The sequence below is a fragment of the Halococcus dombrowskii genome (genome assembly GCF_022870485.1).
Lineage (GTDB): Archaea > Halobacteriota > Halobacteria > Halobacteriales > Halococcaceae > Halococcus > Halococcus morrhuae.
The window spans coordinates 1,540,095-1,560,529 of the sequence record NZ_CP095005.1; the positions used below are offsets into that span (position 1 = coordinate 1,540,095).

Below are 20,435 nucleotides of genomic sequence, written 5' to 3' on the forward strand. Positions count from 1 at the left end.
AGGATTCTCCACAACGACTCGGAACCATCCTGCGAATCACGAACGGTCGCTGACTCGAACGATCGATGCCTGCTCGTGAAAAATCAGATCACGTCGTCGAGCGCCAGCAGTCGCTCCTCCAGAACGGCCAGCGAGGCTGCGAACAGCCGACAGATCGCTTCCTCGCCGACCGCACCGCGATCGAACACCGCGTCGGGGACCGTTTCCCGATTGCCCATCGCCCGCTCGATCGCCCACGCCGCCGATTCGCTTCCTGATTCGTCGGTCGTGTCGCCGTCGGATCGAGTTCGCTCGACTTCGACTGCATCGAACTGGTCGGTGACGGCTTCAGCCACCGTGTCGTCGAGGCGGACGGTCGCAGCCGCGACGACCGAGTGATCGTGTTCGCGGGCAGCGAGCAACGACTGGGCGACGTGATCCGACACACCGAGTCGGGGACAGCCCGCGGCCGCCACGCCGTCGGCGGTCCGGTGGAGTCGCCCATCGACGGCGGCCACGTCGTCGGCGTCCATCGCGTACGGCATGGCGACGGCGACGTTCAGTCCGATCTCGGGAACGAGCGCGTCGATCCCGCTTCGTTCGAGCGTTTCGACGAGCGCCCGTACGTCGTCGAGCGCGTCGGCACGGGCGGCATCGTCGTACAGCCCGGCGAGATGGTTGACCGGTCCGTCGCCGCTGCCGACGGCGAGGCCGTAGCGCACGGCGCGGTCGATGAACCGCTCGGCGTGCTCGACGGCCGCCGGCATCGTCGCCCCGCCGGCGAGTTCGGCGGCGATCGACGCCGAGATCGTACAGCCGCTGCCATGGGTGTCGTCGGTGTCCCGGCGCGCCTTGCGGAACGTGTGGGTCTCGCCGTCGGTGGCGAGCACGTCGACGAGTTCGTCCTCGTGGAGGTGGCCGCCGGTCACGAGCACCGCGTCGGGGCCATCGGCGGCGATCTCGGTGGCGGCCGCGCGCATGTCCTCCTCGTCCTCGATCTCCATGCCGGTGAGTACCGCCGCCTCCGGTAGATTGGGCGTCACGAGCGTCGCCTGTGGGAGCAACTGTTCCTTGAGCACCGTCTCGGCCTCCGCGGCGAGCAGGCGATCACCGCTCTGGGCGACCATCACGGGGTCGACGACGAGCGGGAATTCGTGCTCCGCTAAGCTATCGGCGACCGTTTCGATGATGGCCGCCGAACTGAGCATGCCCGTCTTCGCCGCGCTGACGGCGAAATCGTCCGTGACGGCGCTGATCTGCGCCGCGATGGTCTCGGTCGGGATGTCCTCGATCGCCTCGACACCGCACGTGTTCTGGGCGGTGACGCTCGTCAGGGCGCTCGTCCCGAAGACACCGTGTGCCTCGATCGTCTTCAGGTCGGCCTGGATGCCGGCACCGCCGCCGCTGTCCGACCCCGCAACCGTCAGCGCGACGTCACGCTCGGTCATGGCTGCACCTCGGCTCCCGCCGCCGAATCCGTTTCGGCCCGCGCTCCGCGGGCGAGCATCACGAGGAGGAAGGCGAAGACGATGGCGACCGCCGCCAGGCTACCCCAGACAAGCACTGCGAACGCGAGCCCGCTGAGGATCATCGCTCCGCCCCCTCGGACCCCGTCCCGTCGTTCGTCGGCCGTCCGCCGTCGGTCACGGGACCGGCTGCGTCGTCGAGCGAGTGGACCTCGACCGCGAGGCTATCGAGATCGAACCGGCCATCGGACAGTCGCGCCGCGAGCAGCGAGAGCAGGGCGGAGACGCCCGCCGCGCCCGCGAAGGAGTGGATGAACGAGCCACCGGGCAGCAGCGGTCCGATAATCGGCAGCGCGACCAGCGCGCCGTGGAACGTCGGGAAATAAGCGAGTCCGACGAGCAGGCCGGCGACGCTGGCGAGCAGGACGCCGCGCTCGGTCGCTCGGCCGGAGTAGAGGCCGTGCAGAAATGGAATGAACGTCGCCGCGCCGAGGAGGTCGGCGAGCAAGAACAGTTCGAGAACCGAGTAGCCCTGTGCGCCGACCGCGATGGCCGCGATCGCGACGACGACCGTCAGCGCGCGGGCGGCGTACTGGAGCGTTCGCTCGTCGGGATCGTCGAGCACGCGTGAGAGGTCGGCGGTGACGATGCTCGCGATCCCGTTGAACAGCGTGTCGGTCGTACTCGTCACGAGCAACACGACGAGCACGACGACCCCGAGCGTCGCCCACTCGGGTAGCGCCGCGGCGATGGCGACGAACAGCGCGACGCTCGGGCCCGCATCGCCCATCAGCCCGAGCCCGGCGGCCGAGACGCCGAGCAGCCCCGCCAGCAGGATCATCGGGACGGTGACGACCGCCGCGATGGCGAACCCGCGCCGGAGCGACGTATCGTCGGCGGCGGCAAAGACGCGCTGCCAGCGGCCCTGATTGAACACGCTGGAGCCGGTGATGGCGATGACGACGTAGCCGCCGAAGGCAAGGCCAGGGACGAAGCCGAGATCGAGCAGGTGTGGGTTCGCGCTCGCGATGGCCTGGTGGATGGCACCGGTGCCGCCGAGCCCGACGACGACCGCCGCGAAACTGAGCGTGAGCAGCGGCAGGATGACGAGCGTCTGGACCGTGTCGGTGAAGATGCTCGCCACGAGCCCGCCGTAGCCGGTGTAGACGAGCACGAAGCCGCCGATGATGGTCGCGGTGATCCAGGGCGGCACGTCGGCGACGAACGCGAGCGCGTCGGCGGCGGCCGTCATCCCCGCCGCGAGCGAGATGAACATGTAGAAGACCGCGATCAGGAGGGCGTAGCCGTACATCCACGCGCCGTAGCGCCCGTAGACGTACTCGGTCAGCGAGTGGCCCTGTGGGAGATACTCACGCAGGCGAACGCCGACCGAGATGAACAGAAGTAACGGAACGGCGCTGCCGATGGCGTAGCCACCGACCGCCGCGAGTCCGCCAAAGCCCGCGCCGGCCTCGGCAGGGCTGAACAGGATCCAGGCACCCATGCCGGAGGCAATCAGCGTGGCTGCCGTCGTTCCCGTATCCGCCGAATTGCGCGCGCTGATGTAGTCCTCGACCGAGAGCATGCGCGTGCGCGAGTGGGCGACCCCGAGCGCGGTCATGGCCGCGAGCACCGCGACCGTGACCCCGAGCGCGAGCGCGGTCGTGACCACTCAGACGACCTCCTGCCGGCGTTCGTGCGGCCAGGCTTCCTCGGTGTAGGCCATCTCCCAGAAGGCGTGTTCGAGCTGCGTGCAGCGCCGGAAGGCGGTTGCCATCTCGTCGCGGAGCGACGGGTGGCGCTCGGCACAGCGATCGACCAGTTCGGTCATCCACGCCACCGACTCGCGGAACTCGTCGCTGGTGTATTTCTCGATGAACGGCGTGTAGCGGTGGTCGCCGTCGGAGCGCTCGGCCATGTGCTCGGCGATGTCGAGATAGCCACGCCCGCAGGGGTAGATCGCGGCCGCGCCGACACCGAGCGGGCGCTCGGTGGCCGTCCGCAGCAGGTAATTCGTGTAGGCGACGCAGGTGGGAATCTTCTCGACGCTCGCGAGATCCTGGGGCGTGAGCCCGTAGTCGGCGGCGAACTCCCGGTGGAGATCCATCTCCTCGTCGACGATGTTGCCGGCGACCGCGAAGCAATGCGCCATCGTCTCCTCCTCGCGCGCTTTCGTCCCGAGAACAGCGAAGGTCTGTGCGTAATCGTGGAGATAGCGGTAGTCCTGCTCGACCCACGTCCGGAACGCCGCTTCGTCGAGGGTGCCGTCGGCCAGCTCGCGGATGAACGGGTGGTTCTTCTGGGCGGTCCACAGTTCCGATTCGGTCTCGACGAGATGGTCGCTGAAACTCATCAGGGAAACGCTATGCTCCCTAACTGATATAACTACAGAATAAAACTGGATTATATATCGAGGAACGACGCGAACGTCTCTTTCGGAACAGGGACCGAGAGACGCTTGAATCGGCGATAGAGCGATGGTATCCGATCACGACTGCATCGCGAGAGCGCGCGCTGGTCGGTCGCTGCGCCGTGAGGAATCGCCGCTGTAAATCAGCCGAAGAGTTTCATCGCAACCCAGCCGAGCGCGGCCAGGGGCAACAGCGGCAGCATCACTACGAGCATCCCCGCGAAGATCACGAGACCGACGACGTTCATCTCGCCGTTCGGCTGCACTCCGGCATCGGCCGTGACCGTCGGCGTCGCTCCCGGAAGTTCGCCGTCGTCGTCCTCGGTACTACTCTGACTCATGTATATATAGACGTGGACGACGCTAATAAAGCTGTAGCACCCGACCCGTCGACAGCGGTGGATTGATGCGTTTCTGTGCCCTCCGGAGAGATAATGAGCATCGAACCGAGCGGCGGATATCTCTCTTCGACGATCGGCCAGCGACGAGCGTGTCGCCACGGAGCACACCGTCGCCGAGCACGAACTACAGCATGATCGACGGGGAGATCCACCGGCTCGACCAGTCGACGATCGAGCGCATCGCCGCCGGCGAGGTGGTCGAGCGGCCCGCCTCGGTGGTGAAGGAGCTCGTCGAGAACAGTCTCGATGCGGACGCCTCGCGCGTGCGCATCGCCGTCGAGCGCGGCGGCAAGGACGGCGTGCGCGTGACCGACGACGGCACCGGGATGAGCGAGTCCGCCGTCGAGACGGCCGTCGAGAAACACACGACGAGCAAGATCGGCGACATCGAGGATCTCGAAGCGGGCGTCGAGAGCCTGGGGTTCCGGGGCGAGGCGCTCGCGGCGATCGGCGCGGTCTCGCGGCTTACGATCCGCACGAAGGCTCGCGGGGCCGATCGGGGCACCGAACTGACGATGGTCGGCGGTGAGATCGAAAGCATCGAGCCGGCCGGCTGTCCCGTCGGCACGACCGTCGAGGTCGCTGATCTGTTCGACAATGTCCCGGCACGACGGAAATATCTGAAGCAGGATCGGACCGAGTTCGGCCACGTCAGTCGCGTGGCGACGGGCTACGCGCTCTCGAACCCCGACCGCTCGCTCACGCTCTCGCACGACGACAGCGAGGTGTTCTCGACGACCGGCCAGGGAAGCCTCGAAAGCACGGTGCTGGCGGTCTACGGCCGCGAGGTCGCCGAGGCGATGATCCCGCTCGATGGCGATCTCGGTAAGGAAGGCCCGCTCGATGCCATCGACGGCGTCGTCAGCCATCCCGAGACGACGCGTGCGAGCCCACAGCAGTGTACGGTGTTCGTCAACGGTCGGTACGTCCGCGCGGGGGCCGTCCGCGACGCGATCGTCGATGCCTACGGCGGCCAGCTCGCAACCGACCGCTACCCCTTCGCGGTCGTCTTCCTCTCGGTCCCGCCGAACACGGTCGACGTGAACGTCCACCCCCGAAAGCAGGAGATCAGGTTCGCCGACGAGGAGACGGTGCGCGACCAGGTCGAGACGACCGTCGAGAACGCACTGCTGGAGGCGGGTCTCGTGCGCTCGGGCGCGCCACGCGGCCGGTCGGCCCCCGAGCAGACGGCCATCGACCCGCATTCGACCGACGACGGGGCGAGCGAGCAGCGGACGACCACTCAGGAGACGACCGACCAAGAGGTGAACGACGCACGAGAGGACGGAACGACGGCCGACGAAACGGAACCAGCCGACCCCGTATCGGCAGCTGAACCAATCGGATCGACCTCCACGGCAGAGCCAGCATCGAGCGACGACGAACTGGTCGGCGAGCAGCAGGCGGAGCCAACCGAACCAACGGAATCGGGAGAGACTTCGGAATCTGTCGAGCGGTCCGAATCGCCGGAACGGACGACGGACGGTGCGGCGAACGAAGCGGGAACCGAAGGGCGAAAATTCATCGAGACGCCCGCGCAGGCGACGCTCGACGGTGAGACGGTCGCCGACGAACCGGATTTCGAACGGCTCCCGCGCCTGCGTGTGCTCGGCCAGCTCCACGACACGTATTTCGTCTGCGAGTCGCCGGACGGGCTCGTGCTCGTCGATCAGCACGCGGCCCACGAGCGGGTCAACTACGAACGACTGCGCGAGCGGGTCGCCGGCGAGACGAACATCCAGGAGCTCGCCGAGCCGGTCACGATCGAGCTGACGGCCGCCGAGAGTGCGCTGTTCGAGGAGTTCACCGAGGCGCTCTCGGCGCTCGGCTTTCGGGCCAGCCCGAGCGACGGAAAGACGGTCGAGGTGGCGGCGGTGCCGGCGGTGCTCGCGGGCGCGGCCGATCCCGAACTGCTGCGGGACGCCCTGTCGGCGTTCGTCGACGAGCGCGATCCCGACGAGACGATCACGAAGGTCAGCGACGCGCTGCTGGCGGATCTCGCCTGCTACCCGTCGATCACCGCCAACACGTCGCTGTCGGAAGGATCGGTGACGGAGTTGCTACGCGCGCTCGACGCCTGCGAGAACCCCTATGCCTGCCCACACGGCCGCCCGGTCGTCATCGAACTGAGCGAGCGCGCGCTCGACGAGCGCTTCGAGCGTGACTATCCCGGTCACGCGGGCCGGCGGGCGAGCCACGACCCATAGCGATCGTCGATCGGACGTATAATATACCACCGTCGAGTTCCGAAATTATGGCTGATCTCCTCGCGGTCGGTGCGACTGCTCTGGAACTCACACCCCCGGATGACGAGCGGCTCGAAACGGCGACTGAACTGAGCGTCTCGGTGACGGGACCGGCATCGAACGCCGCGATCGCGGCGAGTCGTCTCGGCACCGCGAGCGCGTGGCTCTCGAAACTCTCGGACGACGCTCTCGGTCGGCGCGTCGCGGGCGAACTCCGTCGGCACGGCGTCGAGCCGGCGGTCTGCTGGGACGAAGGACGACAGGGACTGAGCTTCGTCGAGCGGGCGACGACTCCGCGCGACGATGGTCGCATCGACGACCGGGCGGGCGCGGCGGTCGCATCGCTGATGCCGGACGATCTCCCCGCGCTGGATTTGCAGGGGGCTGAAACCCTGTTCACGAGTGGGGCGACGCTGGCGCTCTCGGACACGCTCGCCGGGACGGTCGAAGAGCTGTTCGCGGCGTTCGACGGACGGACTGCGCTCGCTCTGAGCCGTTCCCGGACGCTTGATTCGTCGGTCGCGCGCATCGAGTCGATGCTGTCGACGACGAACGTGCTTCTGGCGAGCGAGGCGGGTGCGGCGGCGCTCGGCGAGGACGGAACGCCGCCCGAGGCGGCCCACGCGCTCGCTGCCGCCCACGATCTCGACACCGTGGTGCTCGCCGATTCTGGGGGCGACGCGCTCGTCTGGCACGAACGGACGGTCCACGAGCACGATCCGCCGGACACCGAGACGGTCGACGAGCGCGGCGCGTTCGACGCACTTTGTGGCGGCTTTCTCGGCCGCCGGATCGCCGGCGACAGCGTGAACGAGGCGCTCGCTGCCGGGGTTGCTTGCAGGGCACTCGCGCGCACCGTCCCGGGACCGGTACCCCTCGTGACGCCGGAAGAGGTCGACGACACCATCGCGATGATGGACGGCGAGCGCAGTGGACGTCGGTAGCTTCGTTTCGGTCTATCGACACCACTTCGCAATCGTTATTCCCCGAGCGCGAGCGTTCGCCGACATGGCCGACGAGTTCCCGAGCTCGTGGCGTGATCCGGAGTACGTCGGCACGGTCGTCGGCGTGCTCGCGACCGGCGCGGTGGCGTTCTACGCGGCTCTCACCGCCGGGCCGCCGACGCCGGGGACGGTCGCGTTCGTGCTGCTCGCCGTGTTCGTCCCGTGGGCACTCGCCCGTGAGGCCGCCCGTCGCTGGCTCTGAGGCTCCCGTGACCACCCATTCGGTGTCCGAGTGGAGGACGGAACGGTTATTCCACCGACAGCTGAATCCCGGTTATGGCCGGCGAACCGACGAGCGTCCGCGCGCAGTTCCGCGAGTTCTTCGCGCTCTCCCGGGACGTGCTCGTGCTCTCGATCGCGATGTTCGCGTTCAGCCTCGGCTTCCAGATGACGAGTCGGTATCTCTCCGAGTACATGGTCGCGCTGGGCGCGAGCGCGTTCGTCGTCGGTCTCTACGGCACCGTCTCGAACGTCATCAGCGCGGTCTATCCCTATCCTGGCGGCATCATCTCCGATCGGATCGGGTCGCGCTACGCGCTCACCCTGTTCGGGCTGCTCTCGGCGATCGGCTTCGGCATCTGGCTCGTCGCCCCTACCGCGGGCGCGCTCGCCATCCCGCTGCTTTTCGTCGGTGTCGTGTTCGCACAGGCCTGGAAGTCGTTCGGGCTGGGCGCGACGTTCGCCATCGTCAAGCAGAGCGTCGCGCCCGAGCGCCTCGCCGAGGGGTTCGCCAGCACCGAGACCGTCCGCCGGACCGCGTTCCTCGTCGGCCCGCTGCTCGCGGCCGGGATCTTCGTCCTGTTCGGGCCGGCGGACGTCGGCTCGATGACCGACTCGGCGATCGTCACCGCGTTCGGGGTCATCCTCGCGGTCGCGGTCGTCTTCGCCCTCCTCGGGACGCTCGCCCAGCACGTCCTCTACGATGCATCCGGTGACGACTACGGCAAGTCGTTCGCGGGTGTTTCTCAGATCGTTGAGGACCTCCGAACCCTGCCCGCCGAGCTGCGCCCGCTGCTGGTCGGCGACACGCTCGTCCGGTTCGCCAACGGGATGGTCTACGTCTTCTTCGTCATCGTCGTCACCCGCTTTCTCGGCGTCGGACTGTCGGTGAATTTCCCGATCCTCGGCGAAATCGAACTCTCGCCGCAGGCGTATTTCGGCGTTCTCCTGGGCATCGAGATGGCCGTCGCACTCCTGACGATGGTCCCGGTCGCGAAACTCGCCGAGCGTATCGGGCTCAAACCCGTCGTCGCGCTCGGTTTCGCGGTCTACGCGGTCTTTCCCGTTCTCTTGATCACCGCACCCGCGGACGCCGGCGTGCTCGCGCTCCTGTTCGCCTTCTCCGGGCTGCGCTTCGCCGGTCTCCCGGCGCACAAGGCGCTCATCGTCGGTCCCGCCGAGCAGGGAACTGGCGGGCGCGTCACGGGGACGTACTACCTCGTGCGCAACGTCGTCGTCATCCCGAGCGCCGCGCTCGGCGGCGCGCTCTACGGCGGCGTCTCGCTGCCGGGTATCGGCACTGTCGGCAGTCCACCGCTCGCCTTCGGCATCGCGACGGTCATCGGCCTCATCGGCACGGGCTACTTCCTCGTCTTTGGCAAGGAGTTTGAACCCGCAGGCCGGTGATCTCTCACCCCGAGTAGCCACCATTGATGGAGTCGGGCCAGAGTCGACCCGTGTTGTCGGCGCGTTCGATCGGACGACGACCGCCGAAAGACCGAACCCCTCACCCGCCCATGCCCTGATATGGCGTCCCATTCACTCGACGGCAAGAGCGCGATCGTCACCGGCGCGAGTTCGGGCATCGGCAGCGAGACGGTCCGCGCGCTCGCCCGCGACGGGGCGAACGTCGCACTCGCTGCACGCCGCGAAGAGCGATTGGAGGAGATCGCCGCGGATGTCGAGGACGAACACGATGTCGAGACGATCGTCGTGCCGACCGACGTGACCGACGAGGGGGCGGTCGAGGAACTCCTCACCGAGACCGTCGAGGCGTTCGGGCAACTCGACGTACTTGTGAACAATGCCGGTCTCGCCAGCGGCGGCGACGTCACTGAGCTCTCGACCGAGAAGTACCGGACGATGATGGACGTGAACGTCGACGGGACCTTCTTCGTCACGCGAGCGGCGTTGCCACTTCTCGAAGAAACCGAGGGCAATCTCATCTGCATCGGGAGCTTCGCGGGTCAGTATCCACGCCCGTCGAACCCCGTCTACGCCGCGACGAAGTGGTGGGTGCGCGGGTTCGCACTCAGCGTGGCGGCCGCCGTCGGCGAGGAGGGCGTCGCCGTCTCCGTCATCAATCCCTCGGAAGTTCGTACCGAGTTCGGCGGCGACGAGACGTTCGAGGAACGATTCGACGAGGGGGAGGTCACCGAACCCGCGGAGATCGCCGACGCCGTCGCCTTCGCCGCCCGCCAGGAGACCTCGACGGTGAGCGAACTCGATCTCTTCCGGCGCGACAAGTTCAGCGGCTTTTGAGCGCGACGATGAGCGCTTCCGCGGGAGTCGCCGCTCCGCGAACGTAGCGCGTCGGATCGCGCTCGATCGCGAAGACCCGAATCGTCATCACGAGCCGCGCGTCCGCGAGCGTCGCGCGCAACACCGGGCCAACGCTCGTGACGGTGAGATACGGCGGCGCGGCGACCGGCTCCGCCGGGAGTTCTTCGCCGAGTGCAGCGACGGCATCGACGAGTAGAGCGGGCAGCCGGCCGGTGACGTCTCGATCGGCGAGAGCATTCTTGAACGGTTCGACGACGTGCCGGCGCTCGGTCGTTCCTTCGTTGTCCCACGATGCGACGACCTCGTCGGCACAGTCGAGAATCGTTTCGAGCAGTGACCCGTGATCGTCGAGGACGGCTCCGTGGACGGCCTGCTCCCGGTTCACGATCGATGCCCCGATTCGGGGGTTGTGATGCCCGGAGACACGGAATTCAGATCGAAAACTCGTAGAGATCGTCGCCGACGTGGTGGAGCGACTCGACGACCTTGCCCGACTCACCGACCATCTCCCCGCCGTTGGCCATCGAGCGTCCGATGGCGAGCACCTTTCCATGGTTTTCTTCGGCGATGGCCACGAGATCGCCCGGTTCGATGTCGGCATCGGCCTCGGTGATGCCCGGTCGCATCACGTCCGCGCCATCGGAGACGAACGAGATCGCGCCCGCATCGACCGTCACGACGTGGCTCTCCGGCGGAAAGTCGTTCGCGCCGCGCACGGTGAGGAACGGTTCGTCGTCGAAATAGCAGACGGCGGGATCGCCGTCGACCAGCACGAGGTCGCGCTCGGCGTCGGCGAACTCGACTCGTTCGTAGCTGTCGCCGTCGAGGGTGACGCCGAGCGTCGCGGCGAGGTTCTCCTCGATGTCGTCCACCGCGTCGCTGCGGAGGTGATGGCGGGATTTGACCTGCATGGGCTATCCTCTCGGCGGTTGGGGATAAATCGTGCGCTGACCGACGCGAAGAGGTAAGTGCCCCCGCGTGCATTCTCCGAGCATGTGGGGGTCCCGGCGAAACCGGGGGGCGAAGCGTATCACCTGTATCGCCTGCGGGGAGGACGTGCGGCGCTCCGAAGCGCGCGAATACGACAAACACGGCGATCGGTGGGAGCGACGGAACAAGGCGTTCGAACACCTTTGTAAGACCTGCTATCGCGATCTCTGTCACCAACCACGCGACGAACTCGAAGCGCTACTGGTCGAGATCCAGACCGAACTCGGCAGCTGCTCACAGGAGACGTTTCTCGCCCACTACGAGAAGCTGGTCGAGGACCGCTACGGCCCGCTCGAAGAGCGCGAACGCTGACGGATCGTCGAACTCTCCTCTCCTTCGCTCTTTCCCTCTCCGTCACGCGGTCAGTCGCTGTTGGTCCACTCGATAGATCGTGACTTCCTCCCACTGTTTGGCGACGGTGACGCCTTCGAGATCGTCGAACGCCGTCGGACCGTAGGCCTCCCGCTCGTTTGGCCCGACATAGATGTAGCGTACGTCGTATTTGTCGAGCAGTCGCGCACGTGCTGCGGGCGTTCCCTCGTAGATTGTTTCGACGTCCGCCACGCGATCGAGATACGGTCCCTCGCCGCGGTAGCCGATCTCGTGGTCCCAGCCGACGACCGTCGGGAGCCCCGTGAGACTCGACGGGGCGTTGACCCAGTTGTAGCTCGTCAGCCCATCGTCCTCGTTGCAGTAACAGCCCGGTACCGAGACGATGTGTGGCTGGCCCGCCCGTGCATCGAGCCAGGCGATGGCGTCGGCCTCTTCGGGATGGGTCGCCGAGACGAACTCCAGCGCGTCGAGCGTCGGGTCGTCGACGGTCGCGACGCTTGCCTCGCTCGTCGCCTGATCGGTGAGCGCGAGCGCGCCGTAGATCGACGTCGAGAGCACGAGCAGCGCGAGCAGCACGCGGCCAGCCGTGCGAGCGCTGCCCGAGAGGCTGACAGTCGGCCGCCCCGCGCCGACGAGCCATGCGGTGATCGCGCCCGCTGCCGTCCCGAAGATGACCCACACCTGCGCGTAGGTCTTGAAGACGGTGTTGAACCGGCCCGGACCTGCCTTCTCCTGGATGTAGATAAACTCCACGAGCAGGACGAGGCCGACGCCGGCGACCACCAGCACGGTCTCGAAGCCCACGTCGGGCAGCCCGCTTCGGCCGTCGACGCCGCCATCAGATTCGGCGGGTTGAGCCCCTCTGACTGCATCCGAGTCCATCCGAGCGGAACCCGCACCGTTCCGTCGCGCGGCGAGCACCAGCCAGCCGACGAGCAGGAGCGGGCCGAACAGCGCGATCGCGGCGGCGTCGACGAGCCACGCGAGCACGACCAGTCCGGCCGTCGCCACGAGCGCGATCCGTCGCGTGCGTGCTGTGAGCGCGCGCGAGCGGGAGACGAGATACGGGACGAACACGAGAACGAACGCACCGTAGACGACCACGAGCGGTCCGAGCGCGCTCCGATCGGGGAGGAACGCGACGGCGCGCCCGCTCGCCGACCCGAGCCAGAACGGTAGCGACCACAGCCCGCCGAGGACGAGAACACCCACCGCGACCGCCAGCGCGCTCGCCGTCCGACGGAGCTCCCGCCCGAACAGGGAGCGCCCATGCGAAAGACGATCGCCGAGTCGTGGCACGAGCGTCGTGGGATCGCTGTCGGCGAAGGTGAGCGCGAGCCAGCCGACGCCGGCGACGGTCGGGAAGCTCCAGGTGTTGATCACCGTGAGCAGGCCGGCAAGCGGTGGAAGCACGCCGAAAACGAGCAACCGACGACGCCCGAGTTCGTCGGCCGGCGTTCGGTAGTAGGCGAACCAGCAGGCAACGGCCAGCAGGAGAAAGGGGGTGCTCAGCATGTGCGCGTGGAGATCACCGTTGAGCCACGCGAACAGCGGGAACTCGTTGACGGTTCCCGGGATCACCCGGCTCGCCCCCCAGTAGCTGAACTCCGCTGGCGAGGCCGCGAGCCCCTCGATCGTCACGCCGAGCGCGTCGGCGATCGTTTGTGCGAGATCGTCCGGCAGCAGCCAGAGCACGACGCGGCCGGCCGGTTCGAGGTTACTCGCGAAGCCGACAAAGAAGGCAGCCGCGACGCCGGCCGTCCGGGCCGAGCGCCCACGCGAGTCGGCGATCGCACCGGCGAGACCGTAGGCCGCGGTGACGAGCATGCCGAAAAAGCCCGCGAGCGCGAGGTTGTAGGCGTAGCGCGCCTCGGTGACCGTGAGCTTCGCGAGCAGCGCCGTGAGGAGATGGCCGCCGTAGTAGTATTTGACCGGTTCGCCGGCGAACCAGACGTCCTCCGGCGGGAGCTGTGACGTTTGCAGGAGCGATTTGAGCAGCCCGAAATCCAGGAACTTCTCGCCGCCGCCCGGATGGACGGCCGGATCGAGCGCCCGCACCGCGAGCATGAACGCGAAGGCGAGCACGAAGACGAGCACCGGGCCGGCCATCGCCCGGAGATCGAACGTCTCCCTATCGAGTGTGCGAAGCGAGAGTACAGAGAGAGCAGCGAGAGCGATCAGTCCGACGGCGAGGCCGGCGGTGAGCGAGAGGTGGCCGATCCAGTAGGCGACGATGCCGACGACCGCGAGCGATAGCGGTAGCGAGAGAGCGACCCCACGATCGGGAAAGCCCCGAAAGAGTCGGGCGGCGAGCGGTGTTCCCAGAAGCCCGACGGCGAGATAGACCGCCAGCCAGAGGACGACGAGACCGTACTCCATAGCGAAGGCGGGGAAGCGGCGCATATCTCTCTTGTGGGATCCGGCAGCCGCGCTTCCGAACTCCTTTTATTCGCTCCGTCGGGACCTCGCCCATGCAGCGCTCCGTCGGGGTCGTCGTGCCGGCCTACCGGCCCGACGTCGGGCGGCTCGCCGAGTACGTCACCGCCATCGCCGAGCGGCTCGACCCGGCAGTCGTCCGTATCGAACTCGACGTTCCCCGACCGGACGTGGTCGAGCAGCTCTCCTCGCTGCCGGCGACCGTCGCCACGGCACCCTACCGCCGTGGCAAGGGCCGAGCGATCACGATGGGGTTCGAAGCACTCGACACCGACATCCTGGTGTTCGCCGATGCCGACGGCAGCACGCCCGCCGACTCGCTCGCCGCGGTCGCTCGACCCGTTCTCGACGACGATGCGGAACTCGCGGTCGGCTCACGCCGCCATCCCAACGCACGAATCGCTCGCCACCGGACGTTCGCCCGTCGTCGACTCGGCGACACCTTCGCGTGGCTCGCCCGTCGACTGCTCGATCCACAACTGTTCGACTACCAATGTGGTGCGAAGGCCATCTCTCGTGAGGCCTGGGCGACGGTGCGCGAACACCTCTACGAGCCGGGCTTCGCGTGGGACATCGAACTGGTGGCGATCGCGGGCGCGCTCGGCCAGCGGATCGCTGAAATCCCGATCGAGTGGCACGATCAGCCCGACTCGACCGTCTCGCCAGTAGGAACCTCGATCGCGCTCGCACGCGGGCTGCTCGCCGCACGCCACCGTGCGGCGCTCATCAACGAGAACCGGCTGCACGGCATGATCGCCGCACAACGCGAAGAGCATCCGCTCGTCGACCCGGGCGAGCGATGACCGACGACCGCACCGGCGACTCGCTCGCATCCGCCGGCAACCGATCGTCGCGCTCCGACATCGGCCAGCGACTCTCCGCACTCGCCTCCGGCTCGCGCTTCGGGCGGTTCGTCTCGGTCGGCGTCGTCGGCGCGCTGTTCGACGTAACGACGGCGACCGCGCTCCGCGAGCTCGGCGTGTTCCCGGAGCTGGCGGTCTTCGTCGGCATCGAAGTCTCGATTCTCGTCATGTTCGTGCTGAACGATACCTGGACGTTCTCGGGCGAGGGAGCTGCCGGTCGCTTCCCGATGGTCCGCCGGCTGGTCCGCTCGAACGTCGTCCGCATCGGCGGCATCCTCGTCCAACTCGCCGCCTTCCGCGTTCTCTATCGTATGATCGCTGTCGATCTCACCCTTCTGGGCATCGACGGCTGGTTCGTCGTCGCGAAGGTCGCCGGCATCGCCGCCGGCATGATCGTCAACTACATCGCCGAGAGCCTGTTCACGTGGCGCGTTCACACGACGACAGGCAACGACTGAATCACAACCGTTAATGGGTCGACTGCGATATGAATGGGTAGCGGGATGGGATAGCCAGGAGATTCCGGCGGGCTCATAACCCGCAGACCGGTAGTTCAAATCTACCTCCCGCTACTGCACCTTTTGCTACGGTCGCTCACTTCGTTCGCTCCCTCGCAAAATCTGCACCAAAAGCCTCCTCCTTCCCGTTGGTCAGTCGTCGGCCCGCTCGCTCACTCCGTTCGCTCGCGGTAGAGCAGCCTATCATCACCACAACCGCACAGTACCGCGACCGCACCGCCGAAGCCCTCGGGCGCTCGTTTCACTCGCGCCTCTCGCCCTTCATCCACCAGGGGAGAACGGTCGCCTGAGCCTCCGGTCGCTCCGCGACCGCAGACGCCCGGACCCGCACCGCAGCAGCCACACGGTCGCACCGCACCGTCGCCCGGAATCGGCTTATTCGATATCCAGCTCTTCGAGCAGTTTCTCGCCACCGGCGGCCGAGGAGCCGGGGCCGCGGGCGGTGACGAGATCGCCGTCGACGGTCACGCTCGTGTCGGCGTCGAGCTCGGCATCCCAGTTGCCGCCGGCAGCTTCGACCTCGTCTTCGACCCAGTAGGGGAGTTTCCGGCCGTCGGGCATTCGGTCGTGGTCGTCGACGATCCCCTCCTCCCACGCGTTGGGGAATCCGGTCACGTCACGGTCTTCGACGAACGGCGAGCCGTCTTCCTCGCGGGCGAAGGCGAGGATGCCCGCCGCGTGGCAGACGACGTAGCCCTTGCCCTCGTCGCCGGAGACCGCATCGACGAGCAGCGCGCGGGCGTGGCGGTCCTGATTGACGTCCCATTCGGTGCCGTGGCCGCCGGGGATCGCCACGAGATCGTAGTCGCTGGCGTCGGCGGTCGCGACCGGAATGGGGTCGTTCAGGCGCTCGTCGGACTCGTGGATCTCCGTGACTTCCTCGGCGGTCTCCTCGCCCACCTCGTCGGGATCGATCGAGCGCTCGTCGATCACCGGCGGCGAACCGCTCGGCGTCGCCACGGTGATATCGACGCCCGCATCCGAGAGCATCGTGAGCGGTGTCGTACATTCCTCTCCCCAATAGCCTTCCTCGCTGACGACGAACAGTGCGTTTGGCATCACTCACGATGGGAGCGCCGCACGCAAAAGCCCCGTGCCCTCAGTCGTCGCCGTGTGAATCGGTGATGACGACCGCACCGTCCTCGACGTCGACGTTGATCAGCGTCCGCACGTCGTAGTCGGTGTCTTCGAGTTCGTTGCCGCCACCCTCTTTTTTGATCACAGCAACCACGTCGGCGATCTCCGCGCCGATCTCCTCGAGCGCGCCGGTGATCCCGCGGAGCGTGCCACCCGTCGAGAGCACGTCGTCGAGCAGGAGCACGCGATCGCCGGCATCGACGTCGTTGATGTACATCTCGTTTTCCGAGTAGCCCGTCACCTGCGAGAGTGCGACCTCGCCATCCAGACCGTACTGGCGTTTCCTGACGACGACGAGCGGGATGTCGGTCATCAGCGAGACCGCCGTCGAGATGTGGATGCCCATCGCGGCGGGCGTGACGATCTTGTCGACGTCGACGTCGGCCTTGCGGATGATCTTGATGACGATCTCGCGCAGGAGCTCGGGTTCGAGCATCGGCACGCCGTCGCTGATCGGATGGACGAAGTACTGATAGCCCTCTTTTTCGATGATGGGGGCGTCGAGCAGCGACTCCTCCAGCTGATTCATGCTGCGGGTACAGCCAGTCGTGGGTAAAGCTTGACGGTCGCCGAACCGAACGCTACGGAATCGCATCCCGACCCACACTCGCTCGCTGCGAGCGCGAACCGATGATCGGAACGCGATCGCCACGACGAAATCGAAAATCGTCGCGTTGCACGCCGATGGATACCACGCATGTGCCAGGATTGCCCTCATCCGTGCTCGTCTGCAACATACATCCATGCCAAACACGACCGCCACACCCGGCGAGAACGGCCAGCTCGAAATCGTCTGTCACCGAAACGGCGAGGTCGAGCCGAGTGCGAGCCTGACGAACATCGAGGGCGCAGTTTCGCTGCTCATCGACGACCTGGAGCCGAACGAGTCCATCGAAATCGAGATCATCGAGAGCAACGACGCGGAATGGTGATTTTCACTTCGCTTTCAAAACAGCGGCTCTCGTTGTCGCGCCCGAAAAATGGGAATTATATCGAATCGCGCAGTTCACCCGGAGATGGTGAGCGAGCTGTCGGTTTAGACCGTGGTTTTCCAGAGTGTTGTGCTATCGCCACCATCCGGGTCGGTATAAACAACTCGAACTGTATCACCAGCACTCGCATCGATTTTGACCGAATCTCCAGCAGAGACCGTGCTGCCATCCTTACCGCTACTGAATGGTTTTTCAGTATCGCCGGAAACTGCTTTGAGATTCGACGCGGTGATTTGATCACCACCTTCATAGACGACGTTGCCACTGGCACTATCATAGCTAAAACTCGCCTGTGGTGTCGTATCCTGATTCCCGCCAAGACCGAGCACGAACGCGCCGATCACGGCCGCGAGAATCACGACCACGGCGACCATCAGTACGACACCGATCACGGGGCTGACGCCCCGTTTGTCCGCAACGAACTGTTTGATTCTTTCCTTCATGATTTCCTGGAATCTGCACACCAGTCCGGACCGGAGGGTAGACCCGACCGCTCGGTCGCGTTCCCCGGTGGGCCGGTGCGTTGGGGCGGTCTGGCCGCGGTATCGTATATAAATCTACGTGCCGGCCTGGTGGGTCGCTGTGGGGCTCGTCCACCGGGTTGAACCACCGACGAGGCGTTGTGAAACCGACCCGCCGGCGACGGATTTGAGAACCGTTAAGAGCCATCGCTTGCAGATTCGGACATGTCTCTCGTGGCGCTCCCGACAGCGATCGCCGAGGCTTCGACGATGGGGCAACTCGGGACGGGAGCCGCCACGCTCGCACAGGCTACCGCCGATCCTGCGGGGGTGGCGCTGTTCGCCGCGCTTGCGCTGCCGTTTCTGGGCGCGCTCGTCACGCCGCTGGTCTACCGCGCACTCGGCGAGCGCACGGCCTGGTTCGCGGCGCTCGTCGCGTTCGCCTCGTTCGGGCTGGTCGCGAGCCAGTTCGGCACCACCGGCTCGGTCTCGATCGACTGGATCCCGACGCTCGGCGTCTCGCTGACCCTCTATCTCGACGGGCTCTCGCTGCTCATCTCGTTACTCGCCAGCGGTGTCGGCGTGCTGGTGTTCACCTACTCGGCGGGCTACATGCACGGCGAACCCGGCCAGGCGCGCTACTACGGCACACTGCTCGCCTTCATGGGCTCGATGCTCGGCGTCGCGCTCGCGGCCGATCTCATCGCGCTGTTCGTCTTCTGGGAGCTCACGAGCATCACCTCGTTCGGACTCATCGGTCACTACCGCGAGAGCGAGAGTTCGCTCTACGCCGCCCGGAAGTCGATGCTCATCACCGTCTCCGGCGGCCTGTTCATGCTCGTCGGCTTCGTCCTGCTCGCGTTCGTCTCCGGCGACGCGCTCGGCAGCACGACGTTCACCCTCATCGGTACGCCGGACTCGATGATCGCCAACGCCGACGCGATGCGCACCGCTCTGGAGAACGCTGGCCTGTTCGTCCCGGTGCTCGTCCTCGTCGCGATCGGTGCGGCCGCCAAGTCCGCACAGGTCCCGCTCCACGTCTGGCTACCGAACGCGATGGAAGCCCCGACCCCCGTTTCAGCGTTCCTCCACTCGGCGACGATGGTCAAGGCGGGCGTCTACCTCATCGGCCGGATGCGGCCCCTGCTCGTCGGCGACGAGTGGATGCTGCTGCTCGGCACGCTCGGACTGATCACGATGACCGTCACGGCGCTGCTCGCCGTGGGTGCGAGCGACATCAAGGAGCTGTTGGCCTACTCGACGGCCTCACATCTCGGACTCATCACCGCCGGCTTCGGCTTCGCCAACCAGTTGGGTGCCGAGACGGGCGCGTTCCACATCCTGAACCACGCGCTGTTCAAGGCGACGCTGTTCCTCGTCGCCGGTATCATTGCCCACGAGGCGGGCACTCGTGCGATCTCGGAACTCGGCGGGCTGCGCCACGATCTCCCGATCACGGGGATCATCACGGCGATCGCCGCGCTCGGGATGGCCGGCGTCCCGCCGTTCAACGGCTTCTACTCGAAGGAACTGCTCTTCGAGTCGGCCTACGAGGTGGCCCACGAGCTCGGCGGGCTGGCGTGGCTCTTCCCCGCCGTCGCCGTCTTCGGGAGCGTCTTCACCTTTCTCTACTCCATTCGCTTTCTCTGGCTGTTCATGGGCGAGAAACCCGCCGGGCTCGGCGAGGTCCATCGTCCCTCGCTGGCGCTGCTCGCACCACCCGTCGTCCTCGCTGGGCTCGCCATGATCGTCGGCATCGACCCGCAGCTCGCCGTCGACACGATCGTCCAGTCGGCCTTCGGCAGCGCGGTCGCCGGCGAGGCCCACACGATGAGCATCCACCTCCCCACCGAGCTCACGCCGGCGGTGGCGATGAGCGCCATCACGATCCTCACGGGGATCGCCCTCTCGCCGTTCTACGATCGCCTGCGCGACGGCGTCCGGCGACTCACGCACGGGCCGTTCTCGGCCGACTGGTACTACGACAAGGCAGTCTACGGGCTCGAACGCGCGAGCGGGTTGGCACTGCCACGGATCCAGACGGGTCAGTTCCGCACCTACGCCGCCTGGATGCTCGGCGTGACGAGCCTGCTCGCGCTCGCAGGCTATCTCGCGGCCGGGGTCTCGATCCCAGCGTTTTCCGACCTCTCGATCACCGCGCCGGTCGTCATCGTGTTGCTCGTGGCGATCGTCGGGGCCGCGGCGGTGGCGCGAGCCCCCTCGCACATCGCGGGCGTGCTCACGCTGTCGGTACTCGGGTTCATGGTCGCGCTCTTCTACGTGCTTTCGAGCGCGCCCGACCTCGCGCTCACGCAGTTGGTCGTCGAGACGCTCGTGCTCGTCATCTTCCTGCTTGTTCTCAACCGACTGCCGGCGTTCTACGGCGACACCGATCGCGGGACGGTCGCCCGCGACGCGCTGCTCGCCGGCGGCGTCGGGCTGACGGTGACGATCAGCGTGCTCGTGGCGACCGCGGGCAGTCCCGACGCGATCGCCCGCTTTTTCGTCGAGCGCGCGCCCGTGCCGGCCGAGCACGGCTCGATTCTCGCCGACTTCGGCGGCGGGAGCAACATCGTCAACGTCATTCTGGTCGACTTCCGTGCGTTCGATACGATGGGCGAGATCTCGGTGGTGGCGATGGCCGCCCTCGGCGTCCTCACGCTCGTCGCCATGCGGGGCCGGGGTGAGTCCTCGTGA

At 66.8% G+C, this 20,435-nt stretch carries 21 protein-coding genes and 1 tRNA gene; 11 read left to right on the forward strand and 11 right to left on the reverse strand.

Annotated elements, in window-relative coordinates; all coding sequences use genetic code 11:
- Window positions 1-83: 83 nt before the first annotated feature.
- From thiD to MUK72_RS08005, 5 genes are all read right to left on the reverse strand, one after another.
- Window positions 84-1,427, reverse strand: a complete 1,344-nt coding sequence (gene thiD / locus MUK72_RS07985) for a bifunctional hydroxymethylpyrimidine kinase/phosphomethylpyrimidine kinase (RefSeq protein ID WP_244698588.1) — start codon at window positions 1,425-1,427, stop codon at window positions 84-86.
- Entirely contained in the window at window positions 1,424-1,570 is a 147-nt protein-coding gene (locus tag MUK72_RS07990) for a hypothetical protein (protein ID WP_244698591.1), read from the reverse strand. The genes thiD and MUK72_RS07990 overlap by 4 nt, the downstream gene beginning before the upstream one ends.
- Window positions 1,567-3,117: a sodium:solute symporter family transporter gene (locus tag MUK72_RS07995; protein ID WP_244698594.1), complete on the reverse strand. Its 1,551-nt coding sequence runs from the start codon at window positions 3,115-3,117 to the stop codon at window positions 1,567-1,569. Before MUK72_RS07995 ends, MUK72_RS07990 begins: the two co-directional genes overlap by 4 nt.
- Window positions 3,118-3,798 (reverse strand): thiaminase II, encoded by a 681-nt coding sequence (tenA, locus tag MUK72_RS08000; RefSeq protein ID WP_244698596.1) that lies wholly within the window; start codon window positions 3,796-3,798, stop codon window positions 3,118-3,120. It abuts the gene before it with no gap.
- 200 nt (window positions 3,799-3,998) lie between these two features.
- Window positions 3,999-4,196 carry a DUF7535 family protein gene (locus tag MUK72_RS08005; protein ID WP_004052885.1) on the reverse strand — a complete coding sequence of 66 codons (198 nt, stop codon included), beginning with the start codon at window positions 4,194-4,196 and terminating at the stop codon, window positions 3,999-4,001.
- A 191-nt stretch (window positions 4,197-4,387) separates the two neighbouring features.
- Here MUK72_RS08005 and mutL point away from each other — a divergent pair, with 191 nt between their 5' ends.
- The 5 genes from mutL (at window position 4,388) to MUK72_RS08030 (ending at window position 9,987) form a co-directional block, all read left to right on the forward strand.
- Window positions 4,388-6,463 carry a DNA mismatch repair endonuclease MutL gene (gene mutL, locus MUK72_RS08010; RefSeq protein ID WP_244705301.1) on the forward strand — a complete coding sequence of 692 codons (2,076 nt, stop codon included), beginning with the start codon at window positions 4,388-4,390 and terminating at the stop codon, window positions 6,461-6,463.
- Between the two features lie 47 nt (window positions 6,464-6,510).
- Entirely contained in the window at window positions 6,511-7,446 is a 936-nt protein-coding gene (locus MUK72_RS08015; protein ID WP_244698601.1) for a PfkB family carbohydrate kinase, read from the forward strand.
- Window positions 7,447-7,510: 64 nt separating this feature from the next.
- Complete coding sequence (locus MUK72_RS08020; RefSeq protein WP_244698603.1) at window positions 7,511-7,708, forward strand: hypothetical protein; 198 nt, start codon at window positions 7,511-7,513, stop codon at window positions 7,706-7,708.
- A gap of 74 nt (window positions 7,709-7,782) precedes the next feature.
- On the forward strand, window positions 7,783-9,132 hold the full coding sequence (locus tag MUK72_RS08025; RefSeq protein ID WP_244698605.1) for an MFS transporter: 1,350 nt from the start codon (window positions 7,783-7,785) through the stop codon (window positions 9,130-9,132).
- A gap of 120 nt (window positions 9,133-9,252) precedes the next feature.
- Complete coding sequence (locus MUK72_RS08030; protein WP_244698607.1) at window positions 9,253-9,987, forward strand: SDR family oxidoreductase; 735 nt, start codon at window positions 9,253-9,255, stop codon at window positions 9,985-9,987.
- On the opposite strand, the gene MUK72_RS08035 is transcribed toward MUK72_RS08030, so the two are convergent.
- The gene (locus tag MUK72_RS08035; protein ID WP_244698609.1) at window positions 9,974-10,393 is read right to left on the reverse strand and encodes a DUF7988 family protein; all 420 of its coding nucleotides are present in this window, start codon (window positions 10,391-10,393) and stop codon (window positions 9,974-9,976) included. The genes MUK72_RS08030 and MUK72_RS08035 overlap by 14 nt on opposite strands.
- A gap of 46 nt (window positions 10,394-10,439) precedes the next feature.
- Complete coding sequence (locus tag MUK72_RS08040) at window positions 10,440-10,919, reverse strand: RNA-binding protein (RefSeq protein WP_244698611.1); 480 nt, start codon at window positions 10,917-10,919, stop codon at window positions 10,440-10,442.
- 82 nt (window positions 10,920-11,001) lie between these two features.
- Between MUK72_RS08040 and MUK72_RS08045 the strand changes: the two genes are divergently transcribed.
- Entirely contained in the window at window positions 11,002-11,310 is a 309-nt protein-coding gene (locus tag MUK72_RS08045) for a DUF7562 family protein (RefSeq protein WP_244698614.1), read from the forward strand.
- Between the two features lie 42 nt (window positions 11,311-11,352).
- Here MUK72_RS08045 and MUK72_RS08050 read toward each other — a convergent pair whose 3' ends face one another.
- Window positions 11,353-13,710: a DUF2298 domain-containing protein gene (locus MUK72_RS08050; RefSeq protein WP_244698617.1), complete on the reverse strand. Its 2,358-nt coding sequence runs from the start codon at window positions 13,708-13,710 to the stop codon at window positions 11,353-11,355.
- A 92-nt stretch (window positions 13,711-13,802) separates the two neighbouring features.
- On the opposite strand from MUK72_RS08050, the gene MUK72_RS08055 reads away from it, so the two are divergent.
- The 3 genes from MUK72_RS08055 (at window position 13,803) to MUK72_RS08065 (ending at window position 15,202) form a co-directional block, all read left to right on the forward strand.
- Window positions 13,803-14,570, forward strand: a complete 768-nt coding sequence (locus tag MUK72_RS08055) for a glycosyltransferase (protein ID WP_244698621.1) — start codon at window positions 13,803-13,805, stop codon at window positions 14,568-14,570.
- Entirely contained in the window at window positions 14,567-15,088 is a 522-nt protein-coding gene (locus MUK72_RS08060) for a GtrA family protein (protein ID WP_244698632.1), read from the forward strand. Before MUK72_RS08055 ends, MUK72_RS08060 begins: the two co-directional genes overlap by 4 nt.
- A gap of 39 nt (window positions 15,089-15,127) precedes the next feature.
- Window positions 15,128-15,202 (forward strand) — tRNA-Met (locus MUK72_RS08065).
- A 321-nt stretch (window positions 15,203-15,523) separates the two neighbouring features.
- Here MUK72_RS08065 and MUK72_RS08070 read toward each other — a convergent pair.
- On the reverse strand, window positions 15,524-16,207 hold the full coding sequence (locus tag MUK72_RS08070; protein WP_244698634.1) for a DJ-1/PfpI family protein: 684 nt from the start codon (window positions 16,205-16,207) through the stop codon (window positions 15,524-15,526).
- Between the two features lie 40 nt (window positions 16,208-16,247).
- Entirely contained in the window at window positions 16,248-16,814 is a 567-nt protein-coding gene (gene hpt, locus MUK72_RS08075; RefSeq protein WP_004052857.1) for a hypoxanthine/guanine phosphoribosyltransferase, read from the reverse strand.
- Window positions 16,815-17,028: 214 nt separating this feature from the next.
- Between hpt and MUK72_RS08080 the strand changes: the two genes are divergently transcribed.
- Window positions 17,029-17,217, forward strand: a complete 189-nt coding sequence (locus MUK72_RS08080; RefSeq protein WP_244698637.1) for a hypothetical protein — start codon at window positions 17,029-17,031, stop codon at window positions 17,215-17,217.
- A 104-nt stretch (window positions 17,218-17,321) separates the two neighbouring features.
- On the opposite strand, the gene MUK72_RS08085 is transcribed toward MUK72_RS08080, so the two are convergent.
- Window positions 17,322-17,720 carry a type IV pilin domain-containing protein gene (locus MUK72_RS08085; protein ID WP_244698647.1) on the reverse strand — a complete coding sequence of 133 codons (399 nt, stop codon included), beginning with the start codon at window positions 17,718-17,720 and terminating at the stop codon, window positions 17,322-17,324.
- Between the two features lie 288 nt (window positions 17,721-18,008).
- On the opposite strand from MUK72_RS08085, the gene mbhE reads away from it, so the two are divergent.
- Window positions 18,009-20,435, forward strand: a complete 2,427-nt coding sequence (mbhE, locus tag MUK72_RS08090; protein ID WP_425311084.1) for a hydrogen gas-evolving membrane-bound hydrogenase subunit E — start codon at window positions 18,009-18,011, stop codon at window positions 20,433-20,435.